This window comes from Mycetohabitans sp. B3, assembly GCF_021498065.1.
Lineage (GTDB): Bacteria > Pseudomonadota > Gammaproteobacteria > Burkholderiales > Burkholderiaceae > Mycetohabitans.
Map to the genome: position 1 here is coordinate 25,279 of NZ_JAHLKN010000024.1, position 21,947 is coordinate 47,225.

27 protein-coding genes are annotated in these 21,947 nt (G+C 56.1%); 5 read left to right on the forward strand and 22 right to left on the reverse strand.

What is annotated here, in order from left to right; genetic code table 11:
* The first annotated feature begins 81 nt into the window (after window positions 1–81).
* Entirely contained in the window at window positions 82–807 is a 726-nt protein-coding gene (locus tag KQH55_RS06585; protein WP_235090431.1) for a bifunctional 2-polyprenyl-6-hydroxyphenol methylase/3-demethylubiquinol 3-O-methyltransferase UbiG, read from the forward strand.
* A 297-nt stretch (window positions 808–1,104) separates the two neighbouring features.
* Here the strand turns inward: KQH55_RS06585 and KQH55_RS06590 are convergent, their stop codons facing one another.
* The gene (locus KQH55_RS06590) at window positions 1,105–1,962 is read right to left on the reverse strand and encodes a phage tail protein (protein ID WP_235090432.1); all 858 of its coding nucleotides are present in this window, start codon (window positions 1,960–1,962) and stop codon (window positions 1,105–1,107) included.
* A 50-nt stretch (window positions 1,963–2,012) separates the two neighbouring features.
* Between KQH55_RS06590 and KQH55_RS06595 the strand changes: the two genes are divergently transcribed.
* A complete protein-coding gene (locus KQH55_RS06595) occupies window positions 2,013–2,249 on the forward strand; it encodes a hypothetical protein (RefSeq protein ID WP_235090433.1) in 237 nt (78 codons plus the stop codon).
* Here KQH55_RS06595 and KQH55_RS06600 read toward each other — a convergent pair.
* From KQH55_RS06600 to KQH55_RS06665, 14 genes are all read right to left on the reverse strand, one after another.
* On the reverse strand, window positions 2,227–4,386 hold the full coding sequence (locus KQH55_RS06600; protein WP_235090434.1) for a lytic transglycosylase domain-containing protein: 2,160 nt from the start codon (window positions 4,384–4,386) through the stop codon (window positions 2,227–2,229). The genes KQH55_RS06595 and KQH55_RS06600 overlap by 23 nt on opposite strands.
* On the reverse strand, window positions 4,376–5,626 hold the full coding sequence (locus KQH55_RS06605; RefSeq protein WP_235090435.1) for a hypothetical protein: 1,251 nt from the start codon (window positions 5,624–5,626) through the stop codon (window positions 4,376–4,378). The genes KQH55_RS06600 and KQH55_RS06605 overlap by 11 nt, the downstream gene beginning before the upstream one ends.
* 10 nt (window positions 5,627–5,636) lie before the next feature.
* Complete coding sequence (locus KQH55_RS06610) at window positions 5,637–6,692, reverse strand: hypothetical protein (RefSeq protein WP_235090436.1); 1,056 nt, start codon at window positions 6,690–6,692, stop codon at window positions 5,637–5,639.
* On the reverse strand, window positions 6,689–7,108 hold the full coding sequence (locus tag KQH55_RS06615) for a hypothetical protein (RefSeq protein ID WP_235090437.1): 420 nt from the start codon (window positions 7,106–7,108) through the stop codon (window positions 6,689–6,691). The genes KQH55_RS06610 and KQH55_RS06615 overlap by 4 nt, the downstream gene beginning before the upstream one ends.
* On the reverse strand, window positions 7,090–7,410 hold the full coding sequence (locus tag KQH55_RS06620) for a hypothetical protein (RefSeq protein WP_235090438.1): 321 nt from the start codon (window positions 7,408–7,410) through the stop codon (window positions 7,090–7,092). Before KQH55_RS06620 ends, KQH55_RS06615 begins: the two co-directional genes overlap by 19 nt.
* Window positions 7,407–8,855 carry a hypothetical protein gene (locus tag KQH55_RS06625; protein ID WP_235090439.1) on the reverse strand — a complete coding sequence of 483 codons (1,449 nt, stop codon included), beginning with the start codon at window positions 8,853–8,855 and terminating at the stop codon, window positions 7,407–7,409. The genes KQH55_RS06620 and KQH55_RS06625 overlap by 4 nt, the downstream gene beginning before the upstream one ends.
* A gap of 1 nt (window position 8,856) precedes the next feature.
* Window positions 8,857–9,444, reverse strand: a complete 588-nt coding sequence (locus KQH55_RS06630) for a hypothetical protein (RefSeq protein WP_235090440.1) — start codon at window positions 9,442–9,444, stop codon at window positions 8,857–8,859.
* On the reverse strand, window positions 9,441–9,719 hold the full coding sequence (locus KQH55_RS06635) for a hypothetical protein (RefSeq protein WP_235090441.1): 279 nt from the start codon (window positions 9,717–9,719) through the stop codon (window positions 9,441–9,443). The genes KQH55_RS06630 and KQH55_RS06635 overlap by 4 nt, the downstream gene beginning before the upstream one ends.
* A gap of 3 nt (window positions 9,720–9,722) precedes the next feature.
* Complete coding sequence (locus KQH55_RS06640) at window positions 9,723–10,673, reverse strand: DUF5309 family protein (protein WP_235090442.1); 951 nt, start codon at window positions 10,671–10,673, stop codon at window positions 9,723–9,725.
* An 18-nt stretch (window positions 10,674–10,691) separates the two neighbouring features.
* Window positions 10,692–11,585 (reverse strand): hypothetical protein, encoded by an 894-nt coding sequence (locus tag KQH55_RS06645; RefSeq protein ID WP_235090443.1) that lies wholly within the window; start codon window positions 11,583–11,585, stop codon window positions 10,692–10,694.
* A gap of 96 nt (window positions 11,586–11,681) precedes the next feature.
* The gene (locus tag KQH55_RS06650) at window positions 11,682–11,849 is read right to left on the reverse strand and encodes a hypothetical protein (protein WP_235090444.1); all 168 of its coding nucleotides are present in this window, start codon (window positions 11,847–11,849) and stop codon (window positions 11,682–11,684) included.
* Between the two features lie 25 nt (window positions 11,850–11,874).
* Window positions 11,875–14,025 carry a hypothetical protein gene (locus tag KQH55_RS06655; protein WP_235090445.1) on the reverse strand — a complete coding sequence of 717 codons (2,151 nt, stop codon included), beginning with the start codon at window positions 14,023–14,025 and terminating at the stop codon, window positions 11,875–11,877.
* Complete coding sequence (locus tag KQH55_RS06660; RefSeq protein ID WP_235090446.1) at window positions 14,025–15,275, reverse strand: PBSX family phage terminase large subunit; 1,251 nt, start codon at window positions 15,273–15,275, stop codon at window positions 14,025–14,027. The genes KQH55_RS06655 and KQH55_RS06660 overlap by 1 nt, the downstream gene beginning before the upstream one ends.
* Window positions 15,272–15,595 (reverse strand): DUF5681 domain-containing protein, encoded by a 324-nt coding sequence (locus KQH55_RS06665; RefSeq protein ID WP_235090447.1) that lies wholly within the window; start codon window positions 15,593–15,595, stop codon window positions 15,272–15,274. The genes KQH55_RS06660 and KQH55_RS06665 overlap by 4 nt, the downstream gene beginning before the upstream one ends.
* A 144-nt stretch (window positions 15,596–15,739) precedes the next feature.
* Between KQH55_RS06665 and KQH55_RS06670 the strand changes: the two genes are divergently transcribed.
* On the forward strand, window positions 15,740–15,841 hold the full coding sequence (locus KQH55_RS06670; RefSeq protein ID WP_235090448.1) for a BrnA antitoxin family protein: 102 nt from the start codon (window positions 15,740–15,742) through the stop codon (window positions 15,839–15,841).
* A gap of 474 nt (window positions 15,842–16,315) precedes the next feature.
* On the opposite strand, the gene KQH55_RS06675 is transcribed toward KQH55_RS06670, so the two are convergent.
* Window positions 16,316–16,543: a hypothetical protein gene (locus tag KQH55_RS06675; RefSeq protein WP_235090449.1), complete on the reverse strand. Its 228-nt coding sequence runs from the start codon at window positions 16,541–16,543 to the stop codon at window positions 16,316–16,318.
* 342 nt (window positions 16,544–16,885) lie between these two features.
* Here KQH55_RS06675 and KQH55_RS06680 point away from each other — a divergent pair, with 342 nt between their 5' ends.
* A complete protein-coding gene (locus KQH55_RS06680; RefSeq protein WP_235090468.1) occupies window positions 16,886–16,957 on the forward strand; it encodes a type II toxin-antitoxin system HicA family toxin in 72 nt (23 codons plus the stop codon).
* A gap of 24 nt (window positions 16,958–16,981) precedes the next feature.
* Entirely contained in the window at window positions 16,982–17,395 is a 414-nt protein-coding gene (locus KQH55_RS06685; protein ID WP_235090450.1) for a type II toxin-antitoxin system HicB family antitoxin, read from the forward strand.
* 158 nt (window positions 17,396–17,553) lie between these two features.
* Here KQH55_RS06685 and KQH55_RS16510 read toward each other — a convergent pair whose 3' ends face one another.
* The 6 genes from KQH55_RS16510 to KQH55_RS06710 all read right to left on the reverse strand — a co-directional run bounded on the left by KQH55_RS16510 (window position 17,554) and on the right by KQH55_RS06710 (window position 21,808).
* Window positions 17,554–17,688 (reverse strand): hypothetical protein, encoded by a 135-nt coding sequence (locus tag KQH55_RS16510; RefSeq protein ID WP_255763089.1) that lies wholly within the window; start codon window positions 17,686–17,688, stop codon window positions 17,554–17,556.
* A gap of 411 nt (window positions 17,689–18,099) precedes the next feature.
* The gene (locus KQH55_RS06690) at window positions 18,100–19,194 is read right to left on the reverse strand and encodes an ImmA/IrrE family metallo-endopeptidase (RefSeq protein ID WP_235090451.1); all 1,095 of its coding nucleotides are present in this window, start codon (window positions 19,192–19,194) and stop codon (window positions 18,100–18,102) included.
* A gap of 15 nt (window positions 19,195–19,209) precedes the next feature.
* Window positions 19,210–19,644, reverse strand: a complete 435-nt coding sequence (locus tag KQH55_RS06695; protein ID WP_235090452.1) for a hypothetical protein — start codon at window positions 19,642–19,644, stop codon at window positions 19,210–19,212.
* Window positions 19,645–19,716: 72 nt separating this feature from the next.
* On the reverse strand, window positions 19,717–20,379 hold the full coding sequence (locus KQH55_RS06700; RefSeq protein WP_235090453.1) for a hypothetical protein: 663 nt from the start codon (window positions 20,377–20,379) through the stop codon (window positions 19,717–19,719).
* A complete protein-coding gene (locus tag KQH55_RS06705) occupies window positions 20,366–21,244 on the reverse strand; it encodes a hypothetical protein (RefSeq protein ID WP_235090454.1) in 879 nt (292 codons plus the stop codon). The genes KQH55_RS06700 and KQH55_RS06705 overlap by 14 nt, the downstream gene beginning before the upstream one ends.
* Window positions 21,245–21,406: 162 nt before the next feature.
* Window positions 21,407–21,808 carry a hypothetical protein gene (locus KQH55_RS06710; RefSeq protein ID WP_235090455.1) on the reverse strand — a complete coding sequence of 134 codons (402 nt, stop codon included), beginning with the start codon at window positions 21,806–21,808 and terminating at the stop codon, window positions 21,407–21,409.
* Window positions 21,809–21,947: the final 139 nt, after the last annotated feature.

Below are 21,947 nucleotides of genomic sequence, written 5' to 3' on the forward strand. Positions count from 1 at the left end.
AATGGTTTGAAGCCTTATGATTGTATGGTTGCCAGTACTGTCTTCCTCCCGGCAGCATGTGTTTAACAAAAAATGAAGCTTATGAAACATCGAGTTTACGGGTCCTATCTGACTGGCTATATGTATCAAATACTTGATTACTTTAAGAAAAACATATCCCCGTCGAGAGTTCTCGACGTTCCTGCTGGATTGGGCGTCTTCGCGCAAGCGCTAGAACAGTTGGGGCATACCGTCGTGAAAGTCGATATCCATGGAAAAGAGGGATTTGTCAATGCAAACATGGAGGCGCCTTTACCGTTCAAAAATGGCGAGTTTGATGTGGTGACATGTCTGGAGGGGATTGAACATGTCATCAATCCTGTTGGACTTGCTCAAGAGTTGGTTCGCGTGACAGCTCCGGGAGGCACGATCATCATTTCCACTCCCAATATCACGAACCTGCATTCTCGACTTCAGTTTCTGTTTACCGGAACTTTTTTCCAGTTTGATGCGAAAGGCATGCGTCAAACCAATGGGACGCCGATCGATCGTGGACACGTCAATCCGTTTACGCCACTTCACCTCATTTACATATTCGGCTCACAAGGTTGCAGTTTAAAGGAGATACGCGTTGACCGAGCAAAGCGAAAGGTGCTGTTTCCGCTTTATCTTGCCCTGAAGCCATTTTCCTACTTGTGGACGAAGAAAGTCGTCAAGGGAACACCGAAGGAAACATATCCAGGTGTGAACTCTGTGCATGGTTTGTTGACGAGATTCAAGCTCATGTTCGGTCGCTCTCAAATTCTTTTATTTAAGAAGCAAACTTAACCAAATTGCTCGACCAGCAAGACGGTTTTCTGCATCATATGCACTGACATTCAACGAAACACAGCGCATAGTACGGTGGTCTGTTTTCGTGTGCGACGCCAACGCCGGCGTTGCCCAACTTGAGATTGGCTTGGCTGTAACCGATGCTGATGCCAGTATGCGATGCGTTCAGCCGGATTCCAGTGTGGGCGATGCCTGTATGTGCCCCTCCATTGGCGTGGAAGCACCATGTAGTATCGCCGCTTTGTGCAGCTTTATGTTGAGCTTGGTCGTACCGATGGGCATGCCCAGGGGCATTCACATCTTGATACACACTAACAGCGCAACGTTAGCCGGACGTGCTTCTTCACCGCCATCGCCCTCTATTCTGATCGTGTGAGCGTGATTTCCACCCTCGCCGATGCCAATGCTGTGGCTGTGATGGCCAGCATCGTTGAGCCAAATACCGGTCCCAGAGGCAGTGGTGTTCATCGTGACGCCGCCGCCAGTAAGCAATTTCCCGTGGCAGTCATCCAACGAAAAGCGAACATCATGCCCCGTCAGGCCATGCGCGTGGCCTGGATCGTTGACGTGGTGGTTATGGTTACCCTGTCCATCAGCCCATGCCGAGTGAACGTGATTACCCTCCGCGCTAGCCGACGCCTCATGGGTGTGTGCCTTATTCTGACTGTCCTGTACACTGCCCAAGGTCCTGCCGGGGTCTCGGTCCGCCCCCAAGTCTAACCCACGCAGAAAGTAGCCGCGCAGGTCCGGCAACGTGAACGTCGTGCTGCCATCGCCAGTGTCGGGACACCCCATCGCTTCCCACAGGGCCGAGTAGGCGGTACGAGACACCATAGACCCATCCGCCGCCAACCAACCGGTCGGGGCAGAAGTACGGAAGAAATAGCCAATCTGCCCAGACGGTGCAGCTTCGCATATTTGCCCGAAAGTCACGGTATCAGTTTCCGCGCTTCCCCTGGCAAGGTTGGTGATCTTTTGTGCATTCATGTCCACCGCGCTGGTGGGCTTGAGTTTGCCATTTGCTAGCTGTTTAATAAACGCGCCAAGCGTCTGAATATAACCATTCGCAAATGGCCCCACCGTCTCGTTGCCTTGCGGTGAGTTGTTATTCGGGTTGGTATCGAGTTCATCTATCGTTTGTGGAATGGGCATATGTTACCTTGCTCATGTTGAAGTTTCGCGCTATCCCAAGAGGTGGCTCTATGCAAAATGACGACAACGTGGTGGATGTCCCAGTCAAGGAAGTGCGGTCCAATGCGCCCGTGAAGCGCACTTCTTCCGCACTATGGTGGATTTGCGTGTGCTGGCTCGTGGGTGTTTCGTATCTGGGCCACCAGAATTACCCGAGCACCTGGTATCTGGTGACCCTCACCACGGGCTGGCCGGCTGCGCTGATTCTTTTCATTCGCTTTCTTGTCACCGGTCGGATCGGTCCTTAGCGCGCTGGCGAATCGCCCGTTCAAACAAACTGTCGCCCAATACGCCAAGCCGCCCGCCGCCGATCGCTTTTTGCGTCGTGCCAGCGAGCACGCCAGCGCCAGGTACACCCAGTAAGCCTCGCGTCATATAGGCTTGAACCGCCGGTGAACCCAGCATCAATTGAATAGCCCTGGGGCCTGCAAGCCCGGCCAACGCGCCGATCGCCGCACCCTGCGTGTCTCCACCACCGGCATAGCCGGCTCCCGCACCAAATAGGCCGTTCGTGAGCAAGTTTTGCATATAAGCGCGCTGCGCAGTGCCCGAGTTCGGGACGCTTTCAGCAATAAACGCTTTGCCCACCCGAGCAAGCTCACCCAGTTTTCCGCCACCCGTGAACTTGGCCGACTTGTTCGCACTGTTGACCGCGCGCAGTAACGCCTGCGCCGAAACGTTACCCGACGGGTTGACGGCCACCACCGGGGCAACCGTCATTAGATTAGCGTACTGCTGCCGTGCCCGTTGCCACGCTTTCCGGTCTGCGTCGTTGATGCTCTGATCCATCGCACGGCGCAGCGACTCACGCACTTGCCCCACATAATGACGCACATCGCCGCTGGATGCATTCCGAGCGAGCCTGCCCAACTGGCTGTCCAGTTCACGGTACGCTTGGCCAGACATCGTCCCAGTGCGTGACTCAACCTTAGCCAACACATCGTCGATCACGTTGCTTACCACACGCTGCGTGTCCGACACGCCATAGCGCGTAATGTCACGCGAAATCGACGCCAGATCATCGACCAGTTGATTCGCTGCCTGCTGATTGACTGTGTTGCGCTGGGCGAGGCCGCTGAACCGCTGCCCGATCCGGTTGCGTGCCTCGCCGATCACCGGTGGCGTCAATTCATCGGCCTGCGTGCCGAACGTGCGGCCCACCGCACGGTTAAACGCGGTTTGCTGCGCTTGTTTTTCCGCTGCACGCACACCGGCTGTCAGTGGCAGGTTCTCCATCACCGCATCGACCACTGCCAGCGGCTTGTTTGCCGTGCGTTGCGCCAGCGTTAAATTAATTCCGTTTCGCTGCGCCACCTGAGCGAGACGCTGCGCTTGCGGCGTCAAAGCCGTTTGCACCGGGCGCACAATACGGCCGATACCGCTGGCCAGCCCCTGCCCAAGCGTGCCGGCTGCGACGCCAAACGCCGCGTTGGATAAGACGGAGTCGTCCTGCGTCCTGGTATTTTGCAGCACGCTCAATTTTGCGCCGGTCTTCGCCGCTTGCCCTAATTTGCCTAGCACTGACGTACCTTGGGCCACTCTTCCTACGCCAACCCCAGGAACAAACGAAGTCACGATATTGCCGACGACCCGGCCTGCCCCCGCCGTCGCGCTACCTTGTGCGTCTTGCTGGTATTGGTTTTCCGCCGCTCGATTGATATCGGACACGCGCTGCGCTTCGGAGCCGAAAAAATCGGATAACTTGTTAGGTGTGAAGCTACCGAGGCTCGTGAGTTGCTGCATGCCTTTAGGAAGCAAATACGCACCGCCGTCGACCAAATCTCGCACGCCGCGCACTGCACCTTTGGCGAATGCGCCCAGTGGATTCTCGGATACCGGCTGCTGTGCTGGCTGTTGTGTTAATTGTTGGCTTGACTGCGACGTAGGCACACCACCTGAAGGGGCTGACGCTTGCTGAAAAATCGCGCTGCCATCGAACGGTGCGTTCTGTTCCTGCCGCGGTACGGGTCCAAAAATCGACGCACCGTCAAATGTGTTGGACGGGTTCATTGAATGAGCCATTAGCTTGTTCACATAATGCTGCGTTTCCCGAAACGGCGGAACGCCACCATAGCGGCGTACGTTCGCCGGTCCCGCGTTATAGGCCGCATACGCAAGTGCGGGCGAGCCGAACGCCTTGAGTTGTTGCTTGAAGTAGTGAATGCCGGCCGGAATCGCTTTGTGAGGATTGAACCGATCCGCTTCAGACAGTCCCAAGTCTCGGGCCGTAGCAGGCATTAACTGCATGATGCCACCGGCTCCCTTCTTGCTCAGCGCGTCTGGGTTCCAAGCGCTTTCCTGGCCGATCATCGGTATAATCAGGCGTGGATCGATACCGTGTCTGTGCGCCTCTTGGATCGCCAAGCGGCGCAAATCATTGGGCATCGCCATCTCGGTGGCCGAACAAAGGATGACGGCTTGACCAATCTTGCAGGTAGTCAAAGAACGTCAGGCCATTTTTATCTGCATGATCTAGACGCCCACCTTTGGCTTGCCATTGGCGTGCCATGGCCGCGATTTGCTGCTGACGTTGCTGGATCGCCACCGCCATGCCGATCATTTGATGGCGGCCTTCAGGCGTATTCTGTAGACTCGGTACCATGGACATTAGGAATTGCCGGTCCGAGTCGGACAACGCGCCCGGCATGCCCGCGCCTTGCGACGGATCGCGCAATTCGAGCGCCATTTGATTCGCGATGGCTTGCGCGGCCTGCGCATTGCCGATATTTTTATCGAGCCGGGTTGGCAACAGGCCATATTGATTAACCAGTTCGGCCAACTCGAAGCCCTTTTTGCTCAGCTCCGCCTCTTTGAGCAGTTTGCCCAGCTGTTGATACCGGTCAATCTTGATCCCGGCATTAAAGCCCGCACTCTGGATTTGCTTAGCCTGCTCAGCCGTCGCCTTCGCGGTATCGGTTTCGTATTGGATGTCGGCCGGATTGCGGCTCGCCATCAACGCGCCAGACTGTCCTTCGGTCGCCACCGTAGATCTGGGCACATAGTATTCGTGTCCACCGGGGCCGGCCACCTTCATCGGATCGAGTCCCGCTTTCGCCATTTCATCCGCGTGTCGATATTGACTGTACGTTTGCAGCGCGCCCTGCGGTGCCTGAACACGCCATCCACCAGGCGCGTTCGGATCCGGCATTAATTGACTCGCTTGTCCGTTTTGCGCGATTGTGGGCACCGAAAATCCCGGCTGGACCCGGTTTTTGTCCACCGCTACCCCGCCGATAAAACCGATGTCAGGCTTGAGCAGACTCGCTACCCCTTTGCCTTGGTTGAACGCCAAGTCAGCGGCGATCGCCTGCCGCTGATAAGGCGATGAGCCTAACGTATTCTGGCTAGGCTCTTGGAGCAGTCGGTTGGCAAGGTCGTGACGTTGTTTCGCCGCATCGGTGTGCTGTTGCAATTGCGCCGCCTGCCACTGCTGCTGCATCTGTTGCTGCTGAGCCGTTTGATAAGTATTCAGGCCCGTCATCCCGCCCAAGCCCAGCGCCGGTGCGCCGCTCGTGAGCCCACGATTGTGCGCAAGGATGCCAAGGCCCGCTGCAAGCAATCCCTGTGCGGCCGGCGTAAACTGGCCGTTTTGAGACAGACCGCTCAAAATTCCTGAAAGCGCCATCACGTCCCCTTTAAAGAATCGATCCCAACAAACCCAGGCCGCCGCCCACGCCTGCGCCTAGCGCCGTGCCAATACCCGGCACGATACTGCCGATTGCTGCACCTGACGCTGCGCCCCCCAGCGCCCCCATCACCGGGCTGCCTCGGCTTTGCGCCGAGGTTGTCACGCCCTGCGCGCCCGAGCCCAGCGCACCGGCCAGTGCGCTTTGCAATACGCCCAGCTGCTGATAAGGCGAATAGGCGTGCTCGTGCCAGCGCTGGTATTGGCTGTCCAATTCGTTTTGCGCCTGACGCTGTGCCATATTGCCTGCGGCAAGCTGTTGCCCGTAGCCATAGTAGTTCGCTGCGTTCAGTGCAGGTGCGAGTGATGCAGCATTGAGCGCGTTGATCTGCGCATGTTGGCGGTTCTGGCTGTTCAGTGCGTTGTTGGCCTGCGTGTAAGCTAGGTTATTCGCTTGATTGGCTAACGCCGCGTGTGTCCCGAGTGCCGCTTGCTGTTGCGCCACCTGCTGCGTATTTGCATATGCTTGGCCGCGCAACTGTGTGCCAGCGTTGCCAAGCGCATCGGCCAGCTGACGGTTTTGCTGATCCTGAACCTGCTGCATTGCCGAGCCGCCGAACGCACCGGCATTGCGAAACTGCGCCATCGTCTGCGGCGCAACGGCACTCGTGTACTGGTTGACGATATCGCTCTGCGCCTTCTTTACCTGCGTGTCAAGGTAGGGATTTTCCATCGTCGCATACGGATTGGACAGCGCGTGAACGGTTTGCCCAATATAGGGATTCGATACCGTGTACGGCTGGCCCGCGTGACGAGCTGCCCCTGTTATCGCGTCACTGGCCGCCATGAGCGCTGGACTGGGTAACCCGGCCAGATGGTTGATTCCGTCCATCGCATGCTGTTGCGCATGCGTGAGAGTCGCCACACGTGGTCCGGTGTAGTGCGGCATTGGCTGGTGTGACAACGCCCCGCCCCGCGCCAGAATCTGCTGCGCATAAGGCTGCGCATAGCTAGGCAATTCTGTGCGGGTCGTCTGGCTTCCCCCGCCTCCACCGCCACTACTCATTGCACGTTCCTTTCATAAAGTGTTTCCCGTCTCTTGAATCCATAGCGCGGCGCGACGCGTTGCCAGCCGCAGCGGGTCGTGCCAAACGTCACCTTTGAGGCACCGGCCGCCCGCGCAATCGCATCGATGTCGTCAGAAAATAGGGCCATCACATCGACGCGAGTGTCGGCATACAGCACCCAGATGTGCAGCCGTGGACCATCAATCTCGTGAATCACGCGCAGCACCACAAACCCTTGGCGCTTGCCGTCCACTTCAAGCAGATACAAACTTGCGCCCCCTAATTTGATCGCGCAGTACACATCCTCGGGTAGCCAACCGTCGGCGGCGTGCATTGCAGCGAGTGGCGTACGCAGTGCCGGCCATTCGCGCGCTAGATGTTCAGGCGGCACAAAGGTCAGTTTCCGGTTAAGCACCGATCCTCCACAAATGTGCGATGCGCGCCGTCTGCCACACAGATCCAGCCTTTCACCACATACCGCACGCCACGTGTGCCCTGCTCCACTGGATAGCTGTTTCGCACGTAGTCTCCCACTTGATAGAAATCGCTATTGGGCGGCTCAAGCTGAGCGTTGGTTACTGCTGCAATGTGCCCCTCAGTCAACCGATTGAGTTGGTCGATAATGCTCGCGATGATTTGCTTGAGCTTAAAGACTAGATCCACGCTAAAGGTGTCTTTCGCGGGCGGTACGGGCAGTTGTGGCCGTTGAATTCTCATGCATCACCATCCGGTATCAGTTCAGGGGTATAGCCGATTAGTTCTGTGTCGCCCTGAAACGTCATCCGCGCGCGGTGATAGCGTGCGGACACATCGACATCGAACTTGCCATCGACATAGTGGCTATGCGCGCCCGGTATGAAATCACTGCCTAGCGTCTGCCGGTGCTGTGTGCTCATCGTCGCGCAAGCAGGGTCCTGAGCGCATCGCAGCCGCACCGATTGCAACAGCGAATAGTGTGTGTCGTCACCAAAATCGCCTGTCACCAATGATGAAGCCTGCGCCACGCCCGTCAGTGTCCGCACGGTGTGCGTGGTGTCGATGATCGACGGATGCAATGCCACGTTCGTCCAGAAGTGCGAGTCCCATGTCACTTTCGGCAAATCATGCCAAGTGCGGGCGATTTCCCCGAGCGAAGACCATGTAATCTTTCCACTCACAAAATCGATGCCGCACTCGATGGCGCGATTGGCCCGTCCCCATTGCCCCGTTTTATAGTGGTAGACTAGGCAGCTGTCGATGTCGCCCTGACTGCGATTGCTCACGTAATACCAATAGATACAGGTATTGACGCGATCGTGTACGCTGCGCACCGTTTGCTTATGCCATGGGCTGCGGTCTTTGAAAAACCACTGTTTGACGGCGTCGCCGATCGGTGTCGGACGCGTGCCATCAAATAGGTAAAAGTTATCGTTGCCCATAAAAATATGGGCGGTGCCAATCGAAACGACGGCTTCTTGGCAAGGCGCGCCAATCTGATTGGAAATCAAATTCATCGCCCAGACAATCGGCGGGCCTTGATAAGTGCCGTAGTACATCGAGTCGTCTTTGTAGACTACGATATCCGGCCCTAGTCCACGAGCGGCATTGATTTGCCCGGGTGTGTCGATGATGCGTCCGTTCGCGCATTGCGTCGCCTGGCTCGGTGTCCAAATCGTATGATCGTACAACGCGCTGCACCACCAGCCATCTGGGCGCACACCGTAGATTGGGTCGGCCGTATTGAAGAGCAGCACGAACCCGGCCACCGCCTCGACAATCGCTGCTTTGGGCGCACCAGAAATATCCTCAAACTCACCCGTCTGGCTCTGTTGCAATCGGTCCGCCTTGTTAGTCGCGAGCGTGACGTTGCCAAACTGCGCGAAACGCCATATGCCGCTGCCCGGGGTCAAGTAGGGGCCGCTTTTGCGCGTGATATCGACCCATCTGCCCGAAGCCTCCTCATACAAGCAGCTGGCCGTGCCTACCACCATGCGCGCGGTGCCGTCGAGTTTGACAAGCGTGGCACCGCCCAGCGCGGGCCCAGGCAACGGTGGCATACCCACGTCCACCGCACTGGGCGCGGCTCGCATACCCCGCATCGATGGAATGAGCATCGCGCAATCCACAATCACACCAGGCGTTGTCGGGTCCAGGTCTGGTGCGAAACCAATAAAGTCGGGCATTTCAACCCGCCTGTATCATTAGCGGCGCGCCCGAGAAACGGCCGCGCTCATCATTGGCTTGGATGTCGGACAGCGCAATGGTCAGCGCTTCCCGCCAAATAGGGATGCGTTGGTCGTTCTTGATGTAGGGCTCCGCCTCAAGCAGTGACGCGTAAAGATAAATATCCGGTCCGTTGGACAGCAGCCAATTGGACGGGCATTTTTCAGTCAACGGCCGTAAGCGCTCGTAGTACAGCAAGCTTATTTTATAAAGCGTTTGCGGCGGCACATGCACGCGCAAGCAACTGCCCGCAATGGAAAAGTGCTTCTGATAGCGTGGTTCATTATCGCCCACGAGATGGCGCTGCACGAAGTCGAGTCTGCGGCCGTCCACAGTCACAACAACTGTTTCCAGGTAGTCTTCCGGCAGCGCGATTTGGCGCTGGTCCGTCATGCAAGTGGCAGTCGCCTGCATCTGACGCACCCGTAATATACGGTTTAAGCGAGCCTCCGCCAACTCGATAAAGTCCGGGATATGCTCACCCAAATTCGTACGCTTAAGCCACCGGGCGAGAGCTGCTTTCAAGTCCTTGTATGTCTTGATACTCATACTCGTTTGGTCGAGACTCGGAAATACGCAAGCGCCGGGTCGTTCAGGAACCGCTTGATGTGCGACTGCTCGGCCATGAACTCGGCAAATGTAATGCCGGTGCGGTTCAAGTAATCCTCGATGAACACAGCTGGCACGTGCGCATACAGGGGCATGTTCTTGTCGCCATGCAGGCCACTATTGTGCAGCGCCTTGCATGTATCGACGAGGCCATCGAAGCGCTCGCGCCGCTCGACGACCAGCCCGTTATCGGTGACATGAATCTGGGTGTGCATTACTTAGTTGAGGTCCCGAATCGCGAACGAGGAGCGCTCTTCGCACGCTTCAAGTGTCACCTCGCACAGAATCTGAAAGTTGCGTGCATCACCGGTTTTGGCCAGTTCTTCGGAATGAAAGCCGCGCAGAAACGCAAGCTTCCACATCTTCGGATCAATGCCGTAGACGTTATCGTCAACGCCATCAGCCATCACGCGATTGGGCACCAGTTTCACCACGCCGAAGTCCGAGCCGTAAAACGTATAAGCGACATTCATCGTCGCGGCACGCACATTGGACCCGACATCGACTACTCGTTGGGCATTGCCCTCAAAGGCTGACGCTTGTTGTTTCAGCCTTGGCCGCATGATGGCCATCGTCACATCCCCGCCTTGCGTGTACGCTTGCAGGATCGCGTCTTGAAGTAATTCTTCCGAGAAGTCTCGCTTTTCGCCTACCTTCGGCGCCACGTTTTTAATGGGATCGGGCGCCACGCCCCCTTTGCCCAAGTTGTTGTTCGTGGCGATCCAGCCGGCCAGGCCGCACATCTGGCGAACGCCGGCGCCATTGCCAGCCACCTGCGCTGTATTGGCAATCGCTGCGGCCTCGATGTCTTTTTTGAGTTCGACCATCTTTTTGGCTTTAAGGCGCTGCTCTTCCGAGCCTCCAGCGTGCCGGACCGCACTTTGGGTGCCGGATATGCTCAGCGTATCTTGGATGATTTGTGTGCGATTTCCCAGACGCTGCGTTGGTGTTTGTTGCGTATAAGCGGCCGGTGCGCCCTCCTGCGCGGCATTGGCTTTATTTGGCTTGCGCAGCGTATCGCGCTGCCATTCATGGTGAACCGCTTTTGCCGACGTTCGGCCGATGGCCGAAATGAACGGCGTGTCGGTTGGCGCAACGCTAAAAATTTTATCGATTAGGTCTTCGCGATTGCCAATCGCCTGGTACGTGGTATAGGTGTTGTTAGCCATAGTGTGCTTCTCCAAGGGTCAGTGAATAAAAGCCGCAAGATTGTCTACGGAGGGATCCTGCGAAAATCGCGCTTCTGCCGCCTTGCGCGCCGCGTCGGCCGGTGCGCTTGTATTCGGGGTACCAGGCCGCTCGACACGGGGTGCGGCACGCTGCACGCGTTGCAATGCAGCGTTTTGCGACTTGAGCAACTGGTCATACAACATTGCTTTGCGGGCGGTCAGAATGATTCGATGATCGACAATGCTGTAGCGTTCTTGCTCGGAAAAACCCACATCGCGCAAGTACGCATTGAGCGCATCAATCTCCGCGTCTTTCTTCTTCGGGTCTTGCCATTCGGGCAATGCATCGAGCAACTTTTGGCGCTCTTCGAGCGCCCACGCTTGAAGCTGCTGCGCCTGTTCGGCTTGCTGCTGTTGCTCAAGTTGGCTTTGCGCTTGCTGCGCGCGCTGCAATTCAGCCAGATGCGTGTCCCACATATGGCGCTGTCTAACATATCCAGCCGTGTCATTTTGTAGCAACTGTTCCCAGTTAGGCTGAACCTGTTGCATAAACGCGGCGAGCTGCGACGTGTAATGTTGAATCGCTTGTTGCAGTTGCACACGCTCGTGCGGCAGTTGTTTCCGCTCGGTTTCCACCTGCTGGCGCAGCGCCTGAGCCTCTTCAAGGCGTTTGCTTGCTGATAGGTACTTTTGTGCGTCGGCCAATAGCTCACTTTGCTTGACCTCGCGTTTTTCGCCATCGACTTCGAGCGTAAAAATTGGCTCGTTCGTCTCTTCCGGTTGTACGACTTTGTCAGTGGCCTGCTCAGGATGATCTGCTGCCTTATCCTGGCTACTATCTGAACTTAAATGTTCAGCGACTTTTGCTAATTCAGCCGTATCCGATTGTTGAACTGCGTCGGTTTCGTTCATGTTTATACGCTCCAAAAATAAAGCCCGCATCAGCGGGCTGTTCAAAGGGCACAGCGACTGTCTTGCCGGTATTCCGTTGGACAGTGCTCAACCTCATCATGCGTCGGGGTTGATGAACTGGCTCGACGTGTTTGCGCCCAACACAGCGTTCAGCCCACGGCGAGCCTTTGCCAGCAGCGTCTGCTGCTCGAGCGTATGCCGCGCAAGTTGTCCTGTTTCCACGACTTGCCGAAAGTGGTTTTCCACAGCGTTGAGCAACTGCATCATTAACCACAGTTTTTCTCTGTCTTCACGCTCCCGCGCCGGGCTGTGTTCCCACTGCTGGAGGTATCGATTCCGCAGCGTCTGGAACGCTTCCTGTGTCAGCGGGTGGTTCAATATTTCCTGAGCCTGACGGCCCTGCTCGATCTGTTCGGTGAGCGCCATTGATCATGTCTCCACTGGCCAACGTCGTGGCATAGTTCGCCGCTTCCTGATAAGGGTCGATGCCGGCGCGCATATAGATGGCTTCGCGCTTGACCGCCAGATCCGCATAGAATTTCTCGCGCTCAAACGCAAGCTTTTGCTGGGCAGTTTGCGCTTTCAGTTGCACGTCCAGTAACAGCGGATCGGGCGGTGGCTGGGCTGGTGCCGGCGGTTGCTTGCTCGGGTCCGTCCAAAAAGACTCCGCATTCTTGTAGCCCAACGCATGCGTGAGCTTGACGCCGGTCTCGTACAGATTCTGTGGCGTGGCGATGCCGATCGCCAGCCCTTGCTGCTGAGCCAGCCCTAGCTGAGTGAGCTTTTCAACCACCTGCGTCTTGTCGCCAGTGCCTAATCCCACATTCACCACCATGTCGTACTGATTTTTCCACGCGCGCGGATCCACATCGACCCAACTGCCTCGCAACCTGAGTACCATTGCCCGGTCCTGGTATTGGCTTAGCAGCTTCTGAATCAGCAAAAACAACGTTTTCATCCCGGTTTCAGCAAAAATCCGGGCAATCAGTTTGATCCGCTGGTCCGAGCGGGCTGTGATGTGTTCAATGCCACGCGCGGTTTTGTTCAGCGTATCCGCATCGCTGCCTTGCGTGTATTTGGTCACGCCCGTGCGGTCCTGCTTAGCCTCGTCCGCATAGTGCAGCAGCTGGTAGGCGCTTGACGCATCGGTCATGCCTTCTTGCAACTTGCCTATCGCGTTGGCGTGGTCCACGCGTACGATGCCGTTGAGCTGGCAGTTGAGCAAATCCTCCAGATCCACCTTACCTCTTTCCACCCACGTGCGGCTATTGAGCTGGACGCGCATGTTGTCGATTAGCCCACGCACGATGTGCGTCTTTAAGCTTTGCGCCGTCATCGCCTGTTCGGCTGGACACGTGCCAAAAAATCGGTGCGGCAACGGCACGGGGCACAGCGACACAAACGGCGGCCCGTCGCACTCGACGTTTTCCAGCAATGCATTGCCCGCGCGCACGACCTTACGCCATTCGGCCATGCCATCGCCATCGCCATCGTAATCGACCCGCAGATAACATTCGGTCAACCATACCTTACGCATTGCCTCGTCACCGTTTGCGCCGTCGTCAGGTCGCACAGCGTCAGGCTGCCCATCCTGGGAAAGCTGCGCCGTGTCGTCCGAAGCGATATCCTCAATATGAGCATATCCTTGCTGACGCAACTCGCTGAGCGTACGTTGCACACGATGCGCGCAAAACCCGTCTGTGATCTGTTTAGCATCGCGTGCGATCAAAAACTCTTCGGGTGGCACTGCTTCAATGCGCACTTGGCCCCGCTGTGTGGTGCGCACCACGACAACGCGATGCAATTGCGGCAGCGCTTGCGGGGAAACGGGCACAGCTTCCGACGCTGGCATCGCCGCGTCTTGCGTCATGGACGGCTGTGCTGCCTGCAATGCATCGGGATCCACATAGGTGGTATGCTCGATCGGCTCAACAGTGCTGTCGCTGAGCAACATCGTCAGTTGTTTATCGGTCAGATCCCGGTATTCCTCGCGCACCTGCTCCGGTGTGTCATCCCACCAGACTTTGACAATGCCACTCTTTTGCAGCAACGCATCCTTGAACCACGTCAGCAATACTTGCCAGCCCGGGTTTTGCTGATAAAAGACGTAGTTGGCGACCTCGGTCATCTGTTGCGCGGCCGGCTCATCGTCGGCACGGCGCGCCACAAACTCCACCACATCGTCACCGGCGGTAAAGATTTCCATTAGCGCCGGTAGAATCCACTCCACCGTATCGGCCACATCGGTCGACACAAACCGGGACCGTTCCGGTAGTGCCGGAGGCGCCAGATCGCCCACCGGTTGCGCGAGATAGTATTGCATCGCCTTTTTGCGTTCAGCGCCAATGGTGCCGTCCACCCAATCTTGACTGTCTTGGATGTGGCGATCGACAATCTGACGCAAGTCGTCTTCGGTCATACGCTCGGTTCGCTTTGTCATTACGAATAGTAAATAGGCGGGTAGTTCAGTGCTCCGCCCCAATCTTCATTGGTAAAGCGCTCAGCATTCACCGCGATATAGCGCACGTTATCGGCGCCGTGGCTGAACGCGTCATGCAGCGGCGCGCCGGGCTCGCCGGTGTGCTGGTTGACGCCTCGCCGATAGCGCTTTAAGCACTGGACTAAACGCTGTGTCTTGGCTTGATCAAAGTACAAGCGCGGAAACGTCATGCGCGTGAGCCGAATACCTTCTTCGACACTCATGTTCGGCGTAATCTCCACGTCCCAACCGAGCGCCCGCATCACATCTTCCGCCGATTTGCCGCTTTTAAAATCCTTGCTACGCCCATCGTGCGGCAAATAGACTTTGCCCCAATTGAAGTGGCGCTTGCGCAGTTCAGCCGAGTAGTAATCAAGCGTCTTGTGGCTGTCTTCAATGTAGTCGATGACGCGCAACTGCGACAGATGGCACTGCACGAGCGAAATTGCCATCGCATCGTTCCAGCCCAAATCGAAAACGACTTGCACCTTGAGCATCGGGTCGTAGGGTACATCGCAGATATGGCCCTGGGCTCCAGCCGCAGCAATTTCGTTGTAGTAGATTGCGCCGCTCATCGCCGGCTTGCACTGCCCCTCCCAGATGTTCTTGTAGCCTTCCGGATCCGTGCGCCGGCAATGCTGCCTCTCCGCCTCCAATTCGGTCTCGTGAAACCAGGGGTTATCCGTATAGTTGACCAATACAGCCCGGCAATTCGGGGGCGGATTCATGACGAACCTTTGATGTGTCGGGTCAGTTTCCAACTCCGGGTTATATGTCACCCAGATCTCGCTGCCCGCCTTGCGGATCGTCGGCACCAAAATCGACCAGGAGCGCTCGCTAACCGTTTGCGCTTCCTCTATCCATGCGCGATCCAGTCCCTCATAGGATTTGATCGACTCGACCGTATGATCGGCCAAGCCGGAGAAAATGAACTCACTGCCGTTGCGGCCACGAATGGTCGTCGCCAACACGTCGAAATAGCCGCCCAGCCCCAATAGCGGGATTTGGTCGGCCAGCAGCTTATGCACCGATTCTTTGATCGCCTTTTGCACTTCTCGGAAGCAGCCAATGCGCAGCGGCTGACGCGCTGCGTCAATGAGCAACGCACGGGCAAATGACCAGCTTTTTGCGCTGCCTCGTCCGCCGTAGGCTACCTTGTAGCGCAGCGGCTCGAACAGAAAAGCCAGCTTCTCCGGTAATTCGACATTCATTGCGGCTTGACGAAGGTGACTTGGAAGTTCCAATCGACCGGCCCGCCGCCCGCGCCCCCTAGTTCCACACCCTGTACCGGCTTGCCATAACCCCGCTCAATAATCGCCAGCGCAGCCGACAATCGGTTGCGCTCGTTCTCGCCTCCCAACATGATCGATTCGATCACCTCAAGCGCGTCGGGCGTTTTGGCTTTGCACGCGGCGATCAGGTCCAATTCTTCCTGCGTGCGTTTAGGACGGCCTTTCGGGTTGCCGGTTTGTCCCTTCTCGAACGGCTTGCCCCGCTGTTTTTTTGCTGTTCTTGCGCTGTTAAAAGTCATATTGGCTTCAAGTAAGCCTGTCGCTGGGTTCACAATCCGGGTGGTTTATGGATGACCGGCCGGAGTTGTACGCCAGCGCGCAATGTGTATAATTACACACATGAATAGCACCCACCTTATTCGGCTTCTGAAAGCCGATTGTGTTTGTCGCATGATGTCGTTACCGGTTTCAAAGCCTATGGAAGCAGCTGGCAAACGCGGATCGATGCAGCCTTGAGCGGCTGGCTGAAAGCGCACAAAGCATGAAAACCAGCGCTGCACTACAATCCTAGAAAACATGCAAACTTATTTCTTTTGGTGCCGAGCAAAGTTCAACGCTATGGACATTGTTCAGACTGGCAACCACGGCCGTATGATTGCACAATATAAGCAAATCACCACACACGCGACGAATGGCTGGAAGCTTGCAATCGAGTTAGCTCTTGAAAATTATCGGCTCCGCCACTTTCCGTTGAAACCCAGTCGGCTAGAATCCGCTTTCGTCTTCCTGAACAAAACTGACGCACTTAGCAGGCGATGCTTTGGGGACGATGCGCTCCTTTACGAGGTCGAATTTGTTGACCCCTCGGCGCCATGCCACGTCGCAGACTTCGACCTGTACAGTGACGCATGCCGCACAACCCCTAACGAGGCTTTCCTACCCCGCATTATGCGACATGCAAAACAGTACTGGAGCGGGGAAGGCAATGGCGTAAAAGAGTTGCTTACTCTTTCCGATCTTCAAATTGTCCGGAAAGTCGGATAACGGCGAGTTGAGTAGCGGCGGGCATGTTCGTCGCAAAGCCGCTTGTGCCGCTTTGCATCCTTCTGCACCGATTCATACTCTCTCAGCAGCAACAAAAAACGGCGTGGCCAGCAATAATGATACGCATCTGGAAACGTCCGTTTAAATTCTTCTGCCTCTTCGATAGCTTCTTGACGTAATCCGTTCAGGTCAGTCCAGCGCATGCATTTCCCTGTTGTGTATAGATGTAGCGGGTCATCGGAGATTCTTCCGAATGCCTATCATGACGATCCAGGCTCATAAAACTAGCCGACCACGTAGCCCACCACCTCGAAAAATTAAAGAATTTTACAATCAGTGACACACTTGCATACCGTTGCCTGCTTATCCCTTATTAATACCCTTCATGCTAGGGCAGCGCTTAAAAATCGCACATTTCAACGCGTTGTTTCGTCTGGACGTTAGAATCCAGCCTCTCACAAACGATACAAAAAATTGGGGAAAATGTAAACTTTTATTAAGTAAACTAAAAATTTTACTTAAGTGTTCAGCTCAGTAAGGTTACAGTGTCTCACCCGAAGAAAGACCTTCCGATGGGCACCGTGCGCAGTATCCTGAAACAGGCTGGCTTGAAGTGACCGGCGGTTTTTGAGAGGAAAACAATGCTCTATCCACTCTATGTCCATGTGGGCGACGCCAAGCATGCCCACGGTGTCACATTCCCGGATTTTCCAGGCTGCTTCGCTGCGGCCGACAACTGGGCCGACCTGCCGGCTGCCGTCCAAGAGGCAGTCGAAGCGCATTTTGACAGCGAGAAAGGGCCAATTCCGGAACCGTCACCGCTCGAAGAACTGGCGCACCATCCCGAATACGAGGGCGGCGTTTGGATGTTATTCGACATCGACCTTTCCAAAATCAGTACCAAAGCAATTCGGCTCAATATCAGCTTGCCTGAGCGCTTGGTGCAAAAAATTGATTCCGCTGCACAAGAACGGAAGCTGTCGCGCTCCGCTTTCCTTGCGCTTGCGGCAGAGCATGAGATGCAGGATGGCGAGCGTCGATCCATGCGCCGATAGTACGCTTCGGGCGGCCTTTGGGAATGCCTGTTTGCCCTTTGGCAAACGGCTTACCACGCTGTCCTTGCACTATTCATGGTCATATCTACTTCAAACGCCGGATTGCCTCAAAGCGATTGGGTGACATCTCTTGCGGCATGATCTGCGTCTGCCAAACATCACCACCAACGGATCGCTTGCACGATATAGCCAATACCAAAGCACAGCGCCACAATCCATAGCGCCCAAAATCTTTGCGCTGGCATTTCTTTCAACATCATCCGCAACTCCTTGATGAGTTTGCTAGAATTCATTCATGCCTTCCTTCTGCTTGTTCCAGAGGGTTGATGCAAGAAAGCCCCGACCGCTGCGAACGGTTCGGGGCTTTCGCTTTTACGACGACTTTTCGGTTATTACTACATGTTCATACCCTTCACGCCGGGTCAGCGGTGCGTCCTTGCCGTAAGAATCAGCGCTTGACGCACTGCCGGGGTTGTTACGGACACTCGCCGGCTTGTCCTGGCCGGTGACCTGTCGGTCTGGATGGCCGATGAGTCGGTCAATGAAAAAAGCCCTGGCCGATTGACCCGGCTCAGGGCTTAAAAATCACGCCTTTCAACGCGTTGTTTCGTCTGGACGTTAAAATCCAGCCTTTCAAAAATGATACAAAAAACTGGGAAAAATGTAAACTTTTATTAAGTAAACTAAAAAGTTTACTTAAGTGTTCAACTCAATACGCGGCGATTGCCGCGATTCGCTGTGCTCCTCCCGGCGGTGGGAGAAACGCTGGACAAGGCCAAGCCAAATGTCAAATTGTCAATGTCTTCCTGCATGATGCACAACTCCTTGGCTAGCATGCCATGCGTGATCCCCTCCGAGCGAAGCGCATTGAAGACCTTACGTAGTATCTGCGAAGACTCGGGCCGCATGGGGTTGGGCTCGGAAGTCCTATAGCCGTTCCTTGCTATCTGGATGCAAAGGTTTCGATACGTCCACTCCGAAAAAAAGCCCAACTGATTCATACGATAAGCCAGCGCGGCTAACGACACGCCCCAAACCTGCTTAAGCCGCAGCAGCCTGTCTAGTGTCAGCACTGCCGTGCCGCGCCCGCAAACATTTGCCGGCGGCATCAAAAACGCCGAAGCAAAGGCGTTTGCCTCACGCTCCATCTCTGGGCTATGCGCCCCTCCATGCAGCATGCTGTGTCTGTCGCGGATCAGATGGCCTAGTTCGTGAGCAGCGTCAAACCGGCCATGCTCTGCCGACTTAAAGGTGTTCAAAAATACGAAAGGCTTTCCACGATGCCATACGCTGAATGCATCAACCTCCTTTGCCTCCATGGCTAAGGAATAAACCCGAATCCCCTTGACCTCAAGCAGACAAATCATGCTTCCTATCGGCGCTTCACCAAGGCCCCATACTCTACGCAGAGTCGCGGCAGCATCCTCCGGTGATAGATCGCCCAGGTCGGGAAGGTCTGCTTCAGGAAGGTGGAATCGTTCTTCAATCCAATCATTCAGCAAGAACGCAGTGACACCGGCGCCAAGAGCCGTGTTCCGCAGCGTTGCCGACATCTTCGACATCGAGCGAAAACTGGCCGTGTCAGGCTCGATCGATGGCAGGTCGTCGCCCGCAAAGAACTCGACCGGAAATCGAAGAAGCGTGCTCATTTGCGCTAGTCTCTCCGGCTCCGGCGCGTACTCGCCAGACTCATACCCCTGAATAGAGCGCACCTGAAGGCCCAACTCTTTGGCAAGGCGCGCCTTTGTCCAGCCGCGCCGCATACGGGCAAACGTCAGCCTCTTCGGGTTAAAAAACATCACATTCCCTATTCATTACGTGCCGACACGGCGCTCAACAGGCACGTCCATAGGCCCAGCCGAAGCATCGCCCAAAACACCGATACGTAGTTCGCTCGTTAAGCGGCGTGAGGCCGCATACACGTTCTCCCGCACCCGGCGCACGGCTTTGAAAAAACCCATGCGCGAATAACCCAGTTCATAGGCTGCTCGCTTAACCGGGCGGACCCGGCCCAGATAGAACGCCATGAACGCTTGTTTGGATCGCCCTTCCGGGTATGCTATCAACGCCACGTTGAATAAATTTAGCGCCGCATCCAGTTCCGCATCACGCTCATCGCCCAGCCCTGCCGGTTCTCTAAGCCGTAGCAAAATATTTTTTGGCCGCAATGGTGCATAAAGCCGCCGTGTCCTGCTCCACTCAACCCAACGCAAGCAAAACTCATGTAGCGCCTGGTTATCTCCGTTCATGCTTTCCCACTTACGTTACCCTTATTGCCTGCAATATGGGATGCACGGGCCGGTACAGTTCCCTGTTGCCGTTCATGCTTTCGCTCCACAGACGCGGGCGATAATCTTCTTTATTTCGCCGAGGTTATCCAGCGCAGCAGCCCGGTTCGCTGGCGATTGTGCCTCAAGCAACGGGGCTGCATTTCCGGTCAGCAGGAACTGGCTCATCGGTCCGTCTACGGGCCCGGGCAGTAGCGCCTTGGCGTGCTCGGGCGTTAAACGGCCCGTCTCAACCGCACGCGTGATAACCGCCTGTTGTTCTTCCTTGTCGTACCCCAGCGAGGCGAACCACCTGACAGGCTTGGCTGCGTGGCGCGCGTCCGTTACCAGCCTCGTGTACGCCTCCAGGAACGCCATACGAGCCGCCACCCATTCCCCTTCGCTCAGAAGGCTGCGCACCAGGCCCCAAGCCTGCGCCATCTCATCGGTGATCACCACCGTCGCGTTGAGGTCACGTGGCAACATCGCCCACGCCTCCTGTGGCCCCGGACGGCCATCGTCAATCCGTGAAAGGATCTCCGAGAGCGTTAGCCGGCCTTTTAGCTCACGCCGGCATTTCGATAGCGCGACAATCACTGCTTGCTCATCAAACGCGGCCAGATCAGCCACCAGCATCTTGGCCGCCGCCTCGCTTAGACTCGTGCCGCACAACTCGGCCGTGGCCGCCACCGCCTGAATCAAGTCAGCTGTCGCCATTAACCGCCTCCGCATCCCGTAGGATTCGCGCCCACATATCGCCCGTCGCCTGCAACCGATCCGCCTCGCGTGCCTGTGTCTCGGTCACCCTGCGATTTGTCACCCACTCCGTTCTCAACGCTTCGGCATCGGCCAGCAGGCAGTCCACCGGGTGCATCTTTTGCACGTAGTAACGCTTGTTGCTGTCCACGTACCAAGCGGCGACGCCTGGCGCTTCGTCCTTGCCAAGGCGCTGCAACAGCTGCGATAGCTGGCCGTTGACCTTTGCGTTGCGCACTGGCAACGCGCCGTACCTGCGCTGGTAGGCAGTCGCGTACGCGCGCCAGATCTCGGTTGTCGGCACAAGCGGCTTTTCCGCTTTAAGCTTTTTTGAGGGCGCCTCCGACGCAGTCGGGGGCAAAAGGATTTTGCTAGGGATCAGACAATCAGTCAATCCGTCAATCAGAGAATCAGAGATACAAGGGCCAAGTGCTTGTTGCTTGGGTTTACAGCCCTTCTCCCCAAGGTCACAAGGACTTTCTACCTTGGTAGCAAGTTCTTGGCTCCAAGGTGGTATCTCACTCGGCGTTTCGTTCGAGTGCGGCTTCTGATGCTTCAAAAAAGACAGAATTTGAATGTATCCGACGCCAGAGACGGTGTACCGCAGAATGAAACCCTTGGACTGCAAACTATTAAGCAGTGCATCCGCGTCCACATCGTCATACGGTAACGCTTTCACTTTGATTTTCTTTGGGCGGTCTTCAAGACGACCTTCGCGGTCCGCCAGCATCCACAGATAAATGAAAAGAAGTCGGGCAAACGGGTCCAACTCGGCTAAATCCTCGTTTTCCATAATGCCGGGCTTGATGTTTCGTGCACGGGCCATGCTTAGCTCCATTCAACCGTTTGTGTGCGACGCTTATGCCGTCAGTCCTGCCTGTTTAAACATGGTGCCGTGTGTGCGCTTGCAACGGGCACCAGCCGGAGAGGTTGACCACGCAAGCGACGGTAAGCGCTTGCGATACAATCAGTGTGCGATAGGCCTTTTTCACTCCGCCCTCCCCGTCAGCAGCTTCTTGAGCAGCATGTTTTCACGCTCGAGTTCGTCGGTTTTTTCGCGCTCCAGGCGCAACCGACGTTCCATCTCCGTTTCAAGCGGCGTGAGTTCGTAGCCCCGCGACCGTGCCAACCAGATCAGCGGTGCCTCGTTGTTGCACAGATCCATGAAGGCATTTAGCTTGTCCTGGGGGAAATAATGTCGACCGCTTCTGGTGATGCGTGACCACTGCGCCACGTCGGCAACAATGCCCTGCTTTCCGACGATCTTTTTGTCGTCCAAGCCGGAGAGTTGCTGACACAAGCGGATGGCCGCTGTCATTGACGGCTGCGCATCGATGCAGCGTATGTCCACGCGCTGCATTTCCGGCTTTAAGTTGAGTTCTCGCTGCATCGATGTATCTCGCGGCAAATTGTTTGTCTCGTGTTGTGTCGTTGTTTCAACTAAAGTTTTTGGTATGGCATGAACGATTTCGACTTGCTCATGGAAAAGGACGCGAGCCACCGCTGTGCGAAAATCGAAGTCTCTACCC

Bases quoted from the DNA above. Each gene is read 5' to 3' on its own strand.
- KQH55_RS06585 (WP_235090431.1), top strand. From the start codon at position 82: ATGAAACATCGAGTTTACGGGTCCTATCTGACTGGCTATATGTATCAA.
- KQH55_RS06590 (WP_235090432.1), bottom strand. From the start codon at position 1,962: ATGCCCATTCCACAAACGATAGATGAACTCGATACCAACCCGAATAAC.
- KQH55_RS06595 (WP_235090433.1), top strand. From the start codon at position 2,013: ATGCAAAATGACGACAACGTGGTGGATGTCCCAGTCAAGGAAGTGCGG.
- KQH55_RS06600 (WP_235090434.1), bottom strand. From the start codon at position 4,386: ATGCCCAATGATTTGCGCCGCTTGGCGATCCAAGAGGCGCACAGACAC.
- KQH55_RS06605 (WP_235090435.1), bottom strand. From the start codon at position 5,626: ATGGCGCTTTCAGGAATTTTGAGCGGTCTGTCTCAAAACGGCCAGTTT.
- KQH55_RS06610 (WP_235090436.1), bottom strand. From the start codon at position 6,692: ATGAGTAGTGGCGGTGGAGGCGGGGGAAGCCAGACGACCCGCACAGAA.
- KQH55_RS06620 (WP_235090438.1), bottom strand. From the start codon at position 7,410: ATGAGAATTCAACGGCCACAACTGCCCGTACCGCCCGCGAAAGACACC.
- KQH55_RS06625 (WP_235090439.1), bottom strand. From the start codon at position 8,855: ATGCCCGACTTTATTGGTTTCGCACCAGACCTGGACCCGACAACGCCT.
- KQH55_RS06630 (WP_235090440.1), bottom strand. From the start codon at position 9,444: ATGAGTATCAAGACATACAAGGACTTGAAAGCAGCTCTCGCCCGGTGG.
- KQH55_RS06635 (WP_235090441.1), bottom strand. From the start codon at position 9,719: ATGCACACCCAGATTCATGTCACCGATAACGGGCTGGTCGTCGAGCGG.
- KQH55_RS06640 (WP_235090442.1), bottom strand. From the start codon at position 10,673: ATGGCTAACAACACCTATACCACGTACCAGGCGATTGGCAATCGCGAA.
- KQH55_RS06645 (WP_235090443.1), bottom strand. From the start codon at position 11,585: ATGAACGAAACCGACGCAGTTCAACAATCGGATACGGCTGAATTAGCA.
- KQH55_RS06650 (WP_235090444.1), bottom strand. From the start codon at position 11,849: ATGCAGTTGCTCAACGCTGTGGAAAACCACTTTCGGCAAGTCGTGGAA.
- KQH55_RS06655 (WP_235090445.1), bottom strand. From the start codon at position 14,025: ATGACAAAGCGAACCGAGCGTATGACCGAAGACGACTTGCGTCAGATT.
- KQH55_RS06660 (WP_235090446.1), bottom strand. From the start codon at position 15,275: ATGAATGTCGAATTACCGGAGAAGCTGGCTTTTCTGTTCGAGCCGCTG.
- KQH55_RS06665 (WP_235090447.1), bottom strand. From the start codon at position 15,595: ATGACTTTTAACAGCGCAAGAACAGCAAAAAAACAGCGGGGCAAGCCG.
- KQH55_RS06675 (WP_235090449.1), bottom strand. From the start codon at position 16,543: ATGCGCTGGACTGACCTGAACGGATTACGTCAAGAAGCTATCGAAGAG.
- KQH55_RS06685 (WP_235090450.1), top strand. From the start codon at position 16,982: ATGCTCTATCCACTCTATGTCCATGTGGGCGACGCCAAGCATGCCCAC.
- KQH55_RS16510 (WP_255763089.1), bottom strand. From the start codon at position 17,688: ATGAATTCTAGCAAACTCATCAAGGAGTTGCGGATGATGTTGAAAGAA.
- KQH55_RS06690 (WP_235090451.1), bottom strand. From the start codon at position 19,194: ATGTTTTTTAACCCGAAGAGGCTGACGTTTGCCCGTATGCGGCGCGGC.
- KQH55_RS06695 (WP_235090452.1), bottom strand. From the start codon at position 19,644: ATGAACGGAGATAACCAGGCGCTACATGAGTTTTGCTTGCGTTGGGTT.
- KQH55_RS06700 (WP_235090453.1), bottom strand. From the start codon at position 20,379: ATGGCGACAGCTGACTTGATTCAGGCGGTGGCGGCCACGGCCGAGTTG.
- KQH55_RS06705 (WP_235090454.1), bottom strand. From the start codon at position 21,244: ATGGCCCGTGCACGAAACATCAAGCCCGGCATTATGGAAAACGAGGAT.
- KQH55_RS06710 (WP_235090455.1), bottom strand. From the start codon at position 21,808: ATGCAGCGAGAACTCAACTTAAAGCCGGAAATGCAGCGCGTGGACATA.